The sequence below is a fragment of the Pseudomonas sp. B21-021 genome, assembly GCF_024749205.1.
In the GTDB taxonomy this organism is placed as follows: Bacteria; Pseudomonadota; Gammaproteobacteria; order Pseudomonadales; family Pseudomonadaceae; genus Aquipseudomonas; species Aquipseudomonas paraglycinae.
Genome location: NZ_CP087192.1, coordinates 4,462,174 through 4,476,750, shown reverse-complemented (window position 1 = coordinate 4,476,750; position 14,577 = coordinate 4,462,174). Strand labels below are relative to the sequence as shown.

Below are 14,577 nucleotides of genomic sequence, written 5' to 3'. Positions count from 1 at the left end.
CTTTAAACCTAGCCCTGTTTTAGGTAGCTGGCTAATAACTGGACTCTATGGACAGAACCAAGGTTCCGACATGGGCTATCATGCGCCGGTTTTCGTGACAGGCTTTGCTTCAACGCAGGGTCTGGGCATCGCGCAGGGGATGAATGATCGCCCTCTGCCCAGGAGTAAGAATGAACACCCTATTCATGCATTGCCGGCCAGGCTTCGAAGGCGAAGTCTGCTCGGAGATTTCCGCCCTCGCCGCTCAACTGAACGTGGCCGGCTACGCCAAGGCCAAACCGGCCACCGCTTGCGCCGAGTTTGTCTGCACCGAAGAAGACGGTGCCGAGCGCCTGATGCGCGGTCAGCGTTTCGCCGAGCTGATCTTCCCGCGCCAGTGGGCGCGCGGGTTTTTCATCGATCTGCCGGAAAACGACCGCATCAGCGTGATTCTCGCGAACATGGCCGAATTCCCGGTCTGTGGCAGCCTGTGGCTGGAAGTCGTCGACACCAACGACGGCAAGGAACTGTCGAACTTCTGCAAGAAGTTCGAAGGCCCGCTGCGCAAGGCCCTGACCGGCGCCGGCAAACTGGTGGAGGACGCCAGCAAGCCACGTCTGTTGCTGACGTTCAAGAGCGGCCGTGAGGTGTTCCTCGGTCTGGCCGACGCCGGTAACTCGGCGATGTGGCCGATGGGCATTCCGCGCCTGAAGTTCCCGCGCGAGGCGCCGAGCCGTTCGACCCTGAAGCTGGAAGAGGCCTGGCACCACTTCATCCCCCGCGATCAGTGGGAAGATCGCCTGCACAGCGACATGACCGGCGTCGACCTCGGCGCGGCGCCGGGCGGCTGGACCTGGCAACTGGTCAATCGCGGCATGCTGGTCACCGCCATCGACAACGGCCCGATGGCCGAAAGCCTGATGGACACCGGTTTGGTGCAGCACTTGATGGCTGACGGTTTCACCTTCAAACCCAAGCAACCGGTGGACTGGATGGTCTGCGACATCGTCGAGAAACCGGCGCGCAACGCTGCGATGCTCGAAGAGTGGATCGGCGAGGGCCATTGCCGGGAAGCGGTGGTCAACCTCAAGCTGCCGATGAAGCAGCGTTACGCCGAAGTGAAGCGCTTGCTCGAACGCATCGCCGACGGTTTCAAGGCCCGTGGGATCAAGGTCGACATCGGCTGCAAGCAGCTTTACCACGACCGCGAGGAAGTGACCTGCCATTTGCGCCGCCATGACGTGAAGAAAACCAAAGCCCGCTGAGCGCGCGACAGGTGACCGAACACCCGGCATTGGGCGACAATGCCGGCCAGTTTCAGGAGTGAATCATGAGTGAAATGATTGATACGCCGGTCGACGGCACCCTCGATGCCACGGGCCTCAACTGCCCGGAGCCGGTGATGATGCTGCACCAGCACATCCGTGACCTGGTGCCCGGCGGCCTGCTCAAGGTGATCGCCACCGACCCGTCGACCCGCCGCGACATCCCCAAGTTCTGCGTGTTTCTCGACCATGAACTGGTGGGGCAGCACGAAGAAGCCGGGACCTATCTGTACTGGATCCGCAAGAAATCCGGGTGATCGGGAGGCAAAAAAAGACCTGCATGTGCAGGTCTTTTTTTATGGCCGGTCAGCCCATCGAACGGCTGATGCGAATGCGTTTGCGTGCACTGCGCGTCAGGCGGATCGACAGCATCAGCGCCGCGCAGCTGAGGCCGACGATCAGGCCTTCCCACAAGCCGCTCGGACCGCGTGGCTCGCCGAGCCAGTCGGTCAGGCCGAGGGCGTAACCCACCGGCAGGCCGATGCCCCAATAGGCGAACAGGGTCAGGATCATCGTCACCCGGGTGTCCTGATAACCGCGCAGGGCGCCGGCGGCGGTGACCTGGATCGCGTCGGAGAACTGGAACAGCGCCGAGTACACGATCAGCATCGCCGCGATGTGAATCACCATCGGATCCGACGTGTAGATCGCCGCAATGTGTTCGCGCATCAGCAGCATCATGCTCGCCGACAGGCAGGCGTAAGCCAGCGCAGTGCCCATGCCGACACCTGCGGCGAAACGTGCTTCACGGGGTTCTTCACGGCCCAAAGCCTGGCCGACGCGTACGGTCACGGCCATGCCCAGCGAGTACGGAATCATGAACACCAGCGAGCTGACGTTCAGCGCGATCTGGTGCCCGGCAACGACCGTGGCGCCGAGGCTGCCGATCAGCAGCGCGATCACCGCGAAGATGCTCGACTCGGCAAACACCGCGATGCCGATCGGCAGACCGATGGCCAGCAAACGCTTGATCACCGCCCATTGCGGCCAGTCGAAACGGCTGAACAGTTCGCTCGACTTGTAGGCCGGCGCCCAGCGCTCATAACTGGCCAGACCCAGCGCCATCACCCACATCACGATGGCCGTGGCCCACCCGCAGCCGACGCCGCCCATCGCAGGCACGCCAAAGTGGCCATAAATGAACACGTAGTTCAGCGGAATGTTCAGCGCCAGACCGCACAGGCCCAGCACCATCGCCGGGCGCGTGCGACCGAGGCCGTCACTGGTGCAGCGCAGCACATGGTAGAAGGCCACCGCCGTCAGACCGCTGGCGATGCCGTGCAGGTACTGCATGCACGGTCCGATCAGTTCCGGATCGACTTTCATCAGATGCAGGATCGGTTCGGCGCTGATCAGCATGGTGGTCGCCATCAGTCCGACTACCAGAGCCAGCCACAGGGCCTGACGGACGATCGGGCCGATTTCGCTGTGGGTGCCGGCGCCGAAGCGTTGGGCGACTTTCGGCGTGGTGGCCAGCAGGGTGCCGGTCATCAGCAGGAACACCGGCACCCAGATCGAGTTGCCCAGCGCCACGGCCGCCAGATCCTTGGGCCCGACGCGCCCGGCCATCACCGCATCGACGAAGCCCATGGCGGTGGTTGCCAGCTGCGCGATCATGATCGGCAGGGCCAGGCCGAGCAGATTCTTCAGCTCCAGGCGAACCCGGGCAGGGCGGTTGAGGGAAACGGCAGCAGGGCGGTCAGTCACGGAATTCACAGGCAAAGCGTCCACAGGGGTTGATGCGCAAGGCCGGGCATTCTACGCCGCTGACGTTATGGTCAGGAAAAATCCTCTGTTGCGGATTTGTAATCGCCGCGTCCCATCAAGAAATCACAGCCTGCTGGCTCATCGCAGTCCCAGCGCCTACACTGCCGATCCGCCCAAGGAGCCCCGCCATGCTGATTGTTGCCGACGAAAATATCCCGCTGCTCGATGCCTTTTTTGCCGGTTTCGGCGAGATCCGCCGGGTGCCGGGCCGTTCCATCGACCGGGCCACGGTCGAACAGGCCGACGTGTTGCTGGTGCGCTCGGTGACCAACGTCAACCGCGCACTGCTCGAAGGCAGCAAGGTGCGTTTTGTCGGCACCTGCACCATCGGCACCGATCATCTGGATCTCGATTACTTCAACGAGGCCGGCATCACCTGGTCCAGCGCGCCCGGCTGCAATGCCCGGGGCGTGGTCGATTACGTGCTCGGCAGCCTGATGACCCTGGCCGAAATCGAAGGCGTCGATCTGCGTGAACGTACTTACGGTGTGATCGGCGCCGGTGAAGTCGGCGGTCGCCTGATCAAGGTGCTCAAAGGCCTGGGCTGGAACGTGAAAGTCTGCGATCCGCCACGTCAGGCGGCCGAGGGCGGCGACTATGTCAGCCTGGAGCAGATCATCGCGCAGTGCGACGTGATCAGCCTGCACACCCCGCTGACCCGCAGCGGCGACGGCGCGACCTGGCACCTGTTCGACGAGCAGCGTTTGCAGCAGCTCAAGCCCGGCGCCTGGTTGATCAACGCGGCTCGTGGTCCGGTGTTGGATAACACCGCGTTGCGCGAAGTGCTGCTGGAGCGTGAAGACCTGCAAGCGGTGCTCGATGTCTGGGAAGCCGAACCGCAAGTCGATGTGGCGCTGGCCGAGCTCTGTGTGCTGGCGACGCCGCACATTGCCGGTTACAGCCTCGATGGCAAACAGCGCGGCACCGCGCAGATCTATCAGGCGTACTGCGAATTTATCGGTGAGCCCGCCAGCATTCAGCTCGGTGATCTGCTGCCGGCACCATGGTTGTCGGAAGTTTCCCTGCATGCCGACAGCGATCCGGCCTGGGCGCTGGCGATGTTGTGCCGTGGCGTGTACGACCCGCGCCGGGATGACGCGGATTTCCGTCGCACGCTGCTGGGCAGTGTCGGTGAGCAACGTGCCGCGTTTGATCTACTACGCAAACAGTATCCGTCGCGACGCGAGATCGAAGGCTTGAAGGTGCGGATCGAAGGCGATTCGCCGGCCCTGCGCCAGATCGTGACCGCGTTGGGCGCTTTGGCTGTATAAACCGCAGGCAGAAAAAACCCGGCCTCTATGGGCCGGGTCAGGAAGACGGTGGCGATATCACTTTTGTTCGGCAGGCTTGACCAATCGCTTCTCCAGTTCGCTGCAAGCTTCCTGGATCATGTCTTCAGTGATCTCGATTTCACGCCCGTTTTCGTCGATGATCGAGCAACCCAGAGGTTGGCCGGGCTTGGTGCGGATCACTTCAATCTTGTCTTCGCTGCTGTTTTGCAAGGACATGGCCTGTCTCCTCATCAGGTTGTGTGCCTAGATTAAAACCGTCAGGTGACCAGGCTGTGACAACTCCCTGCGGTCGGTCCGGAACGGCATCTCCACTCAAACAGAAATGACCGTCTGTCTCAACCCGGACCTTAGACCAATAGCATCTAGGGGGTAGTCTTGCCGGTCATATTTAACCTGACTCATTGTGATTTACAGAGTTCCTCCCCATTTGAGTCTGTAGGCTGGCCCTATCCATCAGCACACGACGTGAACCTGAATGATCCCGATGCTTTCCTCGCGCCACCGCCGGGCCCTGCGCCTGACCAGTCATTTCCTTGCTCCCTATCGCTGGCCGGCCTTCGGCGCACTGCTGGCGCTGATCGTCACGGCGGGCATCACCCTGTCGATGGGGCAGGGCATCAAGTTGCTGGTCGATCAAGGCTTCATGACCCAGTCGCCGCACCTGCTCAACCAATCCATCGGCCTGTTCATGCTGCTGGTGTTCGGCTTGGCGGTCGGCACCTTTGCGCGGTTTTATCTGGTGTCCTGGATCGGTGAACGCGTGGTGGCGGACATCCGTCGACAGGTGTTCAACCATCTGGTGTACCTGCATCCCGGGTTTTACGAGGACAACCGCAGCTCGGAAATCCAGTCGCGGCTGACCGCTGACACCACGCTGCTGCAATCGGTGATCGGCTCGTCGCTGTCGCTGTTCCTGCGCAATTTACTGATGGTCATTGGCGGTGTGGTGCTGCTGTTCATCACCAACCCAAAGCTCACCAGCATCGTGGTGATCGCACTGCCGTTGGTGATTGCGCCGATCCTGATTTTCGGCCGCCGCGTGCGTAACCTCTCCCGGTTGAGTCAGGACCGGATCGCCGACATTGGCAGCTACGTCTCGGAGACTCTCGGCCAGATCAAGACCGTGCAGGCCTATAACCATCAGGTGCAGGACGAACAGCGTTTCGCCAGCACTGTCGAGCAGGCGTTCGAGACTGCGCGTAAGCGGATTTTCCAACGGGCCTGGCTGATCACGCTGGTGATCGTGCTGGTGCTCGGCGCCGTCGCGGTGATGTTGTGGGTCGGCGGCATGGACGTGATTGCCGGGCGGATTTCTGCCGGTGAACTGGCGGCGTTTGTGTTCTACAGCCTGATCGTCGGCAGTGCCTTTGGCACATTGAGCGAAGTGATAGGTGAGTTGCAGCGGGCAGCCGGCGCCGCCGAGCGCATCGCTGAATTGCTGCGTTCGGAGAACATTATCCAGCCACCGACCACGGGATTGGTGACGCTGCCGGAGCGAGTCAAAGGCGAGCTGGAATTGCAGGATGTGCGTTTTTCCTACCCTTCGCGTCCCGAAAGCCTCGCCGTCGATGGCTTGAGTCTGACGATCAACGCCGGCGAAACCCTCGCGCTCGTCGGCCCGTCCGGCGCGGGCAAGTCCACGGTGTATGACTTGTTGCTGCGTTTCTATGATCCCCGGGAGGGGCGGATCCTGATCGATGGCGTGCCACTGACGAGCCTCGATCCTCTGGACCTGCGTCGCTGCTTCGCGCTGGTCTCGCAAACCCCGGCGCTGTTCTTCGGCAGTGTCGAAGAGAACATTCGCTACGGCTGCCCGACCGCCACGCTGGAGCAGGTACGGGAAGCCGCGAAAATCGCCCACGCCCATGATTTCATCGAACAGATGCCCGACGGTTACCAGACCCATCTGGGTGACGGCGGCCTCGGCCTGTCTGGTGGACAACGCCAGCGCCTGGCAATCGCCCGGGCGCTGCTGGTCGACGCGCCGATCCTGCTGCTCGACGAAGCCACCAGCGCCCTCGACGCCCAGAGCGAACACCTGATCCAGCAAGCGCTGCCGAGCCTGATGCAAAACCGCACCACACTGGTCATCGCCCACCGGTTGGCCACGGTGAAAAACGCCGACCGGATCGCGGTGATGGATCAAGGCAAACTGGTTGCGATCGGCACGCATCAGGAGTTGATTGCGAGTAACCCGTTGTATGCGCGGTTGGCGGCGTTGCAGTTCAATGATGGCCATCAGGCTTCGACCGACCAAGTAACCGACTAAGTAACCGACTAAGTAACCGACCATGTAACCGACCCAGTAGAGCGCCATAAAAAATGCCCGCATCTCTCGATGCGGGCATTTTTGTTTACGTCGATCTATCGGCGAAACACGCCTCGATCACTGATCATCGAAATACCGCTCATGCCAGTCCACCAGCGGTTGCGGCGAGTTGAGTTTCTGGCCGTAGATCACCGAGTAGGACAGCACGTTCTGCACGTACTGGCGGGTTTCGTCGAACGGGATGCTTTCCACCCAGACGTCGAAGCTCAGGTGGTCGGCGCCGCGCAGCCACTGGCGCACGCGGCCGGGGCCGGCGTTGTAGGCGGCAGAGGCGAGCACGCGGTTGCCGTTGAACTGGCTGTGCACCTGGCTCAGGTAAGCGGCACCGAGCTGGATGTTTTTATCCGGATCGAGCACCTGCTGTGGCGAGGCCAATGGAATGCTGAACTTGCGCGCGGTTTCCTTGGCGGTGCCGGGCATCAGTTGCATCAGGCCGCTGGCGCCGACGCTGGAACGGGCGTCGTCCATGAACGCACTTTCCTGACGGGTGATGGCGAACACCCAGCTCGAATGCAGGCCGCGCACCTTGGCTTCGCGCACCAGAGTGTCGCGGTGGGCCATCGGGAAACGAATGTCCAGATCATCCCAGTACTGCGCCTGACTGATGGTGCGGATGGCCGGGAAATACCATTTCAGGTCGTAAGCCAGTTTCGCCTGGGCGACCATTTCGTCGCGGCTGAAATGCCGGCTGACGTGATACCACTCGCGGCGACCGTCGACGATCTGCCCACGGGCGTGGAACTCCAGCGCACGACGCACGCCAGGGGTGTTGCGCACCTTGTTGATCAGCGCCTGACTGAGCACCAGCGGCTTGTTGTTCAGCGAGTAAGGCGACTGCGAGCGGTCGGCGGCGAGGAAACCGTAGAAATCACGCTCCCGCGACAGATTCTTGTACAGCGTCTGCGCTTCCGGATTCTGCGGTTGTGCCAGTTCCAGGCTGCGGGCCTGCCAGTAGCGCCAGCGGTTGGTAGTGGCCAGATCCTGCGGCAGACGGCGGGTCAGTTGGTAGGCGTCGTCCCAGCGCGCCAGACGCAACAGCAGGCGCAGGCGCCATTCGGACACGGTGTTGTCGCGCAGTTCCGGGTCGTATTTGGTCATCACATCCAGCGCGCGGCTGTCGAAGCGGCGGGCGAGAGTCAGGCCGATTTCCCGGGCGATCGCGACTTTTTCATCCCGGGAGAAATGCATGCTGCTGGCATAACCGTCGAGCAGGGCCATGGCCTTGTCCGGGTCCTGACGCGCGAGGCGGCGCAGACCGAGGCTGACCACGTCGGACATCGGTTCATCGGCCGGCGTGAACCGCGAAGGCTGGTTGAGCAGTTCCGGTTTCTGCGCCACGTCCACCAGCAGGCGACCGCGCGGGGCGAGGGTGGTCAGGCCGTTGACGAGGCTGTTGGCCAGCGGATAGTTGCGGTGCTGGGCGGCGAGTTTGGCGCGTTCCCAGCGTTTCTGTTCGGTCAGTTGACCTTCGGCGGCCCACATGCCGAACAGCGCATCACAGGCAGCGGGCAGGGATTTGCCGGTCAGCCACAGCTTCTCGGCGTTGGCGTAGCCCTCGGCCTTCTTGTTGTGGCTGATCTGGTACTGCGCGTTCAGGCAGTCCAGCTCGGTGAAATTCAGTTTGAGGTCGTAATACTTGACGAAGGTCGCCCAGTCGCCGCGATCGGCCAGCCAACGCAACCAGCGCAACTTCATCCAGTTGGCCTGGGGCAGGTCACCGTGCTCGGCAAGAAACTTTTCGATCTCCGCGTTGCTGGCGGTTTTCAGCCGGGCGGTCAGTTCGTCGTAAGCCAGGTATGGCTCCAGCGGATAATCGGCGAGGGCCTGGCTGTAACGGAAATACGGGCCGGTGTCGCCCTTGGCCAGGGCGCGTTTGGCTTCATCGTAATACTGGCGTTGGGTGGACAGGTCCACCGCCTGGGCGGATTGAACGGCAGCGGCGGAAAGCAGCAAACATGACAAAACACTGAAGAGGCGACTGCGCATGAGACATCCGGGCAGAGAAATCATGACAAGTGCCGGCCCAAAACCCGCACTGAATTGTCTGTAGCTTAGCCTTTTGCCAGCAGGGGGCGAAAGCTTTGCCGGCCTTGCAGCACAAGTTCGCAACAATTGTTGTGCAGAGTGCGTCAGCGGCGAAATTGCCGGCCTGCTCGGGCCCCGATTCAGGTAGAATGCGCGCCCGGTTTTTGGAGAAGCTCATGACCCTGCTCAAATTCAGCGATGTGTCCCTTGCATTCGGCGCGATGCCGTTGTTGGACAAGGTGTCCTGGCAGATCGCCCGTGGTGAGCGGGTGTGCATCATCGGCCGCAACGGCACTGGCAAATCCAGCATGATGAAACTGGTCAAGGGCGACCAGAAGCCTGATGACGGCTCGGTGTGGCGTGCCCCCGGTCTGAAAATCGGTGAATTGCCACAGGAATTGCCGGTAGCCGACGAGCGGACGGTGTTCGACGTGGTCGCCGAAGGCCTCGACGGCGTCGGCGCCTTGCTCGCCGAATACCATCACCTGAGCCAGAACATTGTCACCGATGCCGATCTGGACAAGTTGATGCACGTTCAGCACGACCTCGAAGCCCGCGATGGCTGGCGCTTGCAGACCCTGGTCGACAGCACCCTGAGCCGCCTGCAACTGCCGGCCGACAAGACCCTCGCCGAACTGTCCGGCGGCTGGCGTCGTCGCGTCCTGCTGGCGCAGGCGCTGGTGTCCGAGCCGGATCTGCTGCTGCTCGACGAACCGACCAACCACCTGGACATCGGTGCGATTGCGTGGCTTGAAGAAGCGCTGAAGGATTTCCAGGGCGCCGTGCTGTTCATCACGCACGACCGTTCCTTCCTGCAAAACCTCGCCACCCGCATCCTGGAACTGGATCGCGGCGGCCTGATCGACTGGAACGGCGACTACGCCAGTTTCCTCGTCCATAAAGAAGCCGCGCTGGCCGCTGAAGAAACCGCCAACGCGCTGTTCGACAAGCGTCTGGCCCAGGAAGAAGTGTGGATTCGTCAGGGCATCAAGGCCCGTCGTACCCGTAACGAAGGCCGCGTACGTGCCCTGAAAGCATTGCGCGTGGAACGCAGCGAGCGTCGCGAGCGCACCGGCAAGGCCAACATCCAGCTGGAAACAGCGGAGAAGTCCGGCAAGCAGGTGATGGTGCTGGATAACGTGAGCTTCGCGCATCCGGGCGGTCCGTTCCTGATCCGTGATTTCTCCATGGTGCTGCAGCGTGGCGACCGGATCGGCCTGCTCGGCGCCAACGGTACCGGCAAGACCACTCTGCTGAAACTGATGCTCAGCGGTCTGCAACCGACCAGCGGCAAAGTGGAAGAGGGCACCAAGATCGATGTGGCCTACTTTGACCAGTTGCGCCATCAGCTGGATCTGGAAAAGACCGTGATTGACAACGTCGCCGAGGGTCGCGACTTCATCGATATCGACGGCCAGAGCCGCCACGTGCTGAGCTACCTCGGCGACTTCCTGTTCAGCCCGCAGCGTGCCCGCACGCCGGTGAAGGCGTTGTCCGGTGGTGAGCGTGCGCGTCTGTTGCTGGCCAAATTGTTCAGCAAGCCGGCGAACCTGCTGGTACTCGACGAACCGACCAACGACCTCGACGTGGAAACCCTCGAGCTGCTCGAAGAAGTGCTGCTGACCTTCAACGGCACTGTGCTGATGGTCAGTCACGACCGGGCATTCCTCGACAACGTGGTCACCAGCACTCTGGTCTTCGAAGGTGAAGGCAAGGTGCGCGAATACGTCGGCGGCTATCAGGACTGGATCCGTCAGGGCGGTTCGCCGCGTCTGCTGGGCGTGACCGAAAGCAAATCCGGCAAGGCCGACCTGAACTCGGCGGTGGTCACTGCCGAACCGGCTCCGGTTGCCGCGCCGGTTGCTGCGGCTCCAGCGGCGAAGAAGAAGTTGAGCTACAAGCTTCAGCGCGAGCTGGAAGCGCTGCCGGGCGACATCGACGCCAAGGAGCAGCAGATTGCTGCTGTCGAGGCTGAAATGGCCGAGGCCGGCTTCTATCAGCGTCCGCCGGCCGAGACGGCCAAGGTGATTGCTTCTCTGGAGCAGTTGCAGGCTGAGCTGGATGCGCTGGTGGAGCGTTGGGCCGAGCTGGACGCCTGATTGTTTCAAGGCATGAAAAAGCCCGGCGTCCAGTGATGGGCGCCGGGCTTTTTTAGCTTTTCACAAGTGCCTGGGATCAGCGTTTGACCAAGTGCACCGCCAGCACATCGCAAGGTGCGCCGTGCAGCACGTCATTGGCGGTCGAGCCCAGCAACAGCGCCAGACCATGCCGGCCATGGCTGCCGACCACGATCAGGTCGCATTCCTGTTCCTTGGCGAAATGGTGGATTTCCTGACGCGGCTGGCCGTAGGTCAGGTGGCAGTTGGCGCCTTCAAGCTCGGTGTACTTGTGCTTCAGGCGTTCGAGGCGTTCCTTGGCCTGATCGAACTGCTGTTGTTGCAGTTGTGACAGATCCATCGGTACGTCACCGCCGAAGGCCATGGCCATCGGTTCAACGATATGCACCAGCGACAGCTTGGCGCCATTGCTCACTGACAGCTCTCGGGCGCGGTGGATCACAGGGTCGCACTCTTCGGTCAGATCTACGGCGACCAGGATATGGTGGTAGGGCATGAGGTGCTCCTCGTGAGGGATCAATATTGTTAAGTATGGCTGGTTTCAAGCGCATTGGTTCCAAAGTGACGCAATGGGCTCATGACAAAACGGGAGTAGAGATATGACGGTCTGGCTGGTGGTGTCAATCCTGCTGGTGGTGTTGAGTCCCCTGGCGTGGTTGCGTCCGTCCCGTGCACAGAGTGGCCGGATAGCCTTGCGCACCGAGGCCCGGCGCATCGGGCTGGCCATGCAGCTGGCGCCCCAGGAGTGGCCGCACTGGCTGAGCCAGGAGCCGCCAAACCCGTGCGCGCAATACCATCGGCCACGCCGTGGCAAGCAGTCGGCGTGCTGGACGTATTGGCAGAAATCCCCGGGTGTTTGGGTGAATCAGTGGCAGGAAGTCTGTGAGGATCCACTGCTGCTGAATCATTTCGAAAAATTGCCGGGCAACGTTTTCAAGGTCGAGGCGGATAAGCAGATGATCGCCCTCTATTGGGGCGAGAAGGGTGAGGCGTCGGTTTTGCTGGAGATTGATGCCACGCTGAAAGCGCTGGCATGACTTGCGGACTTTTCGCGCTGCAACGGTGCGAAACGTCTGGCAGACGCGCAATAAAAAGCCCGACATGATTCATCGGGCGGGGTTGGCCAGGCAGGCCGGAAATTCTTTTTGGCGTTGAACCGGAGTCATCCGGTCAGCAAATCTGCGCCTGTTTTCCTTCGTAGTCCAGCCAGCGTAGCCTGTTAAACAAGGCTTGCGGTGAATTAGGGCGACTTTTCTAACTATTAATCTTATGAATGCCCTCACATGCAAGCGTGTGTGGCCGGGCTGCGTCCTACAGAAATGACCGCAAAGTCGCATTTCAACCCGTATTTAGGGCGATTGACAATTGTCGGAAATTCCGTGAAGGTGGCGTACCCAAATCAAACGGGCGTATGAATTGAGCGTTTGTATTGCAGACTGCTCCTACAGAATCCCGACTATCGCGTTGGCGGGTGTGCCGGGTGGATGAGTGTCAGCATCGACGAAAAAACGTCCTGCCGAGCCATTTGCCTGCGTCCGACGTGTACTGTTCAGCTTCCATATCGTGGAGATCAGTTGATGATTTACGAAGGTAAAGCCATCACGGTTAAAGCTCTTGAAAGTGGCATCGTCGAATTGAAATTCGACCTCAAGGGTGAGTCCGTCAACAAGTTCAACCGTCTTACCCTGAACGAACTGCGTCAGGCCGTAGACACCATCAAGGCAGATGCTTCGATCAAGGGCGTGATCGTCAGCAGTGGCAAGGACGTGTTCATCGTCGGCGCCGACATCACCGAATTTGTCGACAACTTCAAGCTGCCGGATGCCGAGCTGGTTGCTGGCAATCTCGAAGCCAACAAGATCTTCAGCGATTTCGAAGACCTCAACGTTCCGACCGTCGCCGCGATCAACGGCATCGCCCTGGGGGGCGGCCTGGAAATGTGCCTGGCAGCGGACTACCGCGTCATGTCGACCAAGGCCAAGATCGGTCTGCCGGAAGTCAAACTGGGCATCTACCCGGGCTTCGGCGGTACCGTGCGTCTGCCGCGCCTGATCGGTGCCGACAACGCCATCGAGTGGATTGCCGCCGGCAAGGAAAACCGTCCTGAAGACGCGCTGAAAGTCGGCGCCGTCGATGCCGTGGTTGCCCCTGAAAAGCTGCAGGATGCCGCCCTTGAGCTGATCAAGCGCGCCGTCTCCGGCGAGTTCGACTACAAGGCCAAGCGCCAGCCGAAGCTGGAAAAGCTCAAGCTGAACGCCATTGAACAAATGATGGCTTTCGAAACCGCCAAAGGTTTCGTGGCTGGCCAGGCTGGCCCGAACTACCCGGCCCCGGTCGAAGCGATCAAGACCATCCAGAAAGCCGCGAACTTCGGTCGTGACAAGGCGCTGGAAGTTGAAGCCGCAGGTTTCGTGAAACTGGCCAAGACCTCTGCCGCGCAGAGCTTGATCGGTCTGTTCCTGAACGATCAGGAGCTGAAGAAAAAGGCCAAGGCCTACGACGAAATCGCCAAGGACGTGAAGCAGGCTGCCGTACTGGGCGCCGGCATCATGGGTGGCGGTATCGCCTATCAGTCGGCTTCCAAAGGTACGCCGATCCTGATGAAGGACATCAACGAGCACGGCATCGAGCAAGGTCTGGCTGAAGCCGCCAAGCTGCTTGTCGGTCGCGTTGATAAAGGCCGCATGACCGCCGCGAAAATGGCTGAAGTGCTCAACGGCATTCGTCCGACCCTGTCCTACGGTGATTTCGGTCACGTCGACCTGGTCGTTGAAGCCGTGGTCGAGAACCCGAAGGTCAAGCAAGCCGTTCTGGCGGAAGTCGAAGACAAGGTCAAAGAGGACACCATCCTCGCGTCCAACACCTCGACCATTTCCATCAGCCTGCTGGCCAAGGCCCTCAAGCGTCCGGAAAACTTCGTCGGCATGCACTTCTTCAACCCGGTGCACATGATGCCGCTGGTGGAAGTGATCCGTGGCGAGAAGTCCAGCGAGCTGGCGATTGCCACAACCGTTGCCTACGCCAAGAAAATGGGCAAGAACCCGATCGTCGTCAACGACTGCCCTGGCTTCCTGGTCAACCGTGTACTGTTCCCGTACTTCGGCGGTTTCGCCAAGCTGGTCAGCGCCGGTGTGGACTTCGTCCGTATCGACAAGATCATGGAAAAATTCGGCTGGCCGATGGGCCCGGCGTACCTGATGGACGTGGTCGGCATCGACACCGGTCACCACGGTCGTGACGTGATGGCTGAAGGCTTCCCGGACCGCATGAAGGACGACCGTCGTTCGGCCATTGACGTGCTTTACGAAGCCAAGCGTCTCGGTCAGAAGAACGGTAAAGGCTTCTATGCCTACGAGGCCGACAAGAAAGGCAAGCAGAAGAAAGTCGCCGATCCGTCGGTACTGGAAGTGCTCAAGCCGATCGTCTACGAGCAGCGCGAAGTCACTGACGAAGACATCATCAACTGGATGATGATCCCGCTGTGCCTGGAAACCGTGCGTTGCCTGGAAGACGGCATCGTCGAAACCGCCGCCGAAGCCGACATGGGTCTGGTCTACGGTATTGGTTTCCCTCCATTCCGTGGCGGTGCGCTGCGCTACATCGACTCGATCGGTGTTGCCGAGTTCGTTGCCCTGGCCGACCAGTACGCTGATTTGGGCGCGCTGTACCACCCGACCGCGAAGCTGCGCGAAATGGCCAAGAACGGCCAGAGCTTCTTCGGTTAAGCGCCCCCAACTAGAGTG

11 protein-coding genes are annotated in these 14,577 nt (G+C 61.0%); 7 read left to right on the top strand and 4 right to left on the bottom strand.

What is annotated here, in order from left to right; all coding sequences use genetic code 11:
* The first annotated feature begins 170 nt into the window (after positions 1-170).
* Both rlmM and tusA read left to right on the top strand, forming a co-directional pair.
* On the top strand, positions 171-1,244 hold the full coding sequence (gene rlmM / locus LOY31_RS19995) for a 23S rRNA (cytidine(2498)-2'-O)-methyltransferase RlmM (protein ID WP_085608200.1): 1,074 nt from the start codon (positions 171-173) through the stop codon (positions 1,242-1,244).
* 65 nt (positions 1,245-1,309) lie between these two features.
* Positions 1,310-1,561 (top strand): sulfurtransferase TusA, encoded by a 252-nt coding sequence (gene tusA, locus LOY31_RS19990; RefSeq protein WP_007953079.1) that lies wholly within the window; start codon positions 1,310-1,312, stop codon positions 1,559-1,561.
* Between the two features lie 49 nt (positions 1,562-1,610).
* On the opposite strand, the gene LOY31_RS19985 is transcribed toward tusA, so the two are convergent.
* Positions 1,611-3,020, bottom strand: a complete 1,410-nt coding sequence (locus LOY31_RS19985; RefSeq protein ID WP_258712118.1) for an MATE family efflux transporter — start codon at positions 3,018-3,020, stop codon at positions 1,611-1,613.
* A gap of 179 nt (positions 3,021-3,199) precedes the next feature.
* Here LOY31_RS19985 and pdxB point away from each other — a divergent pair, with 179 nt between their 5' ends.
* Positions 3,200-4,342 (top strand): 4-phosphoerythronate dehydrogenase PdxB, encoded by a 1,143-nt coding sequence (gene pdxB, locus LOY31_RS19980; protein WP_258712117.1) that lies wholly within the window; start codon positions 3,200-3,202, stop codon positions 4,340-4,342.
* Between the two features lie 57 nt (positions 4,343-4,399).
* Here the strand turns inward: pdxB and LOY31_RS19975 are convergent, their stop codons facing one another.
* Positions 4,400-4,579 (bottom strand): PA1571 family protein, encoded by a 180-nt coding sequence (locus tag LOY31_RS19975; RefSeq protein ID WP_085608203.1) that lies wholly within the window; start codon positions 4,577-4,579, stop codon positions 4,400-4,402.
* Between the two features lie 259 nt (positions 4,580-4,838).
* Between LOY31_RS19975 and LOY31_RS19970 the strand changes: the two genes are divergently transcribed.
* Positions 4,839-6,632 (top strand): ABC transporter transmembrane domain-containing protein, encoded by a 1,794-nt coding sequence (locus LOY31_RS19970; protein WP_258712116.1) that lies wholly within the window; start codon positions 4,839-4,841, stop codon positions 6,630-6,632.
* 117 nt (positions 6,633-6,749) lie between these two features.
* Here LOY31_RS19970 and LOY31_RS19965 read toward each other — a convergent pair whose 3' ends face one another.
* Positions 6,750-8,678 (bottom strand): transglycosylase SLT domain-containing protein, encoded by a 1,929-nt coding sequence (locus LOY31_RS19965; RefSeq protein ID WP_258712115.1) that lies wholly within the window; start codon positions 8,676-8,678, stop codon positions 6,750-6,752.
* A 215-nt stretch (positions 8,679-8,893) separates the two neighbouring features.
* On the opposite strand from LOY31_RS19965, the gene LOY31_RS19960 reads away from it, so the two are divergent.
* Positions 8,894-10,816 carry an ATP-binding cassette domain-containing protein gene (locus LOY31_RS19960; protein WP_011335198.1) on the top strand — a complete coding sequence of 641 codons (1,923 nt, stop codon included), beginning with the start codon at positions 8,894-8,896 and terminating at the stop codon, positions 10,814-10,816.
* A 76-nt stretch (positions 10,817-10,892) separates the two neighbouring features.
* Here LOY31_RS19960 and LOY31_RS19955 read toward each other — a convergent pair whose 3' ends face one another.
* Positions 10,893-11,330, bottom strand: coding sequence for a universal stress protein (locus LOY31_RS19955; RefSeq protein ID WP_007953063.1), 438 nt, complete (start codon positions 11,328-11,330; stop codon positions 10,893-10,895).
* 103 nt (positions 11,331-11,433) lie between these two features.
* Between LOY31_RS19955 and LOY31_RS19950 the strand changes: the two genes are divergently transcribed.
* Positions 11,434-11,871 carry a hypothetical protein gene (locus LOY31_RS19950; protein WP_085608204.1) on the top strand — a complete coding sequence of 146 codons (438 nt, stop codon included), beginning with the start codon at positions 11,434-11,436 and terminating at the stop codon, positions 11,869-11,871.
* Between the two features lie 540 nt (positions 11,872-12,411).
* Positions 12,412-14,559, top strand: coding sequence for a fatty acid oxidation complex subunit alpha FadB (gene fadB, locus LOY31_RS19945; RefSeq protein WP_007953061.1), 2,148 nt, complete (start codon positions 12,412-12,414; stop codon positions 14,557-14,559).
* Positions 14,560-14,577: the final 18 nt, after the last annotated feature.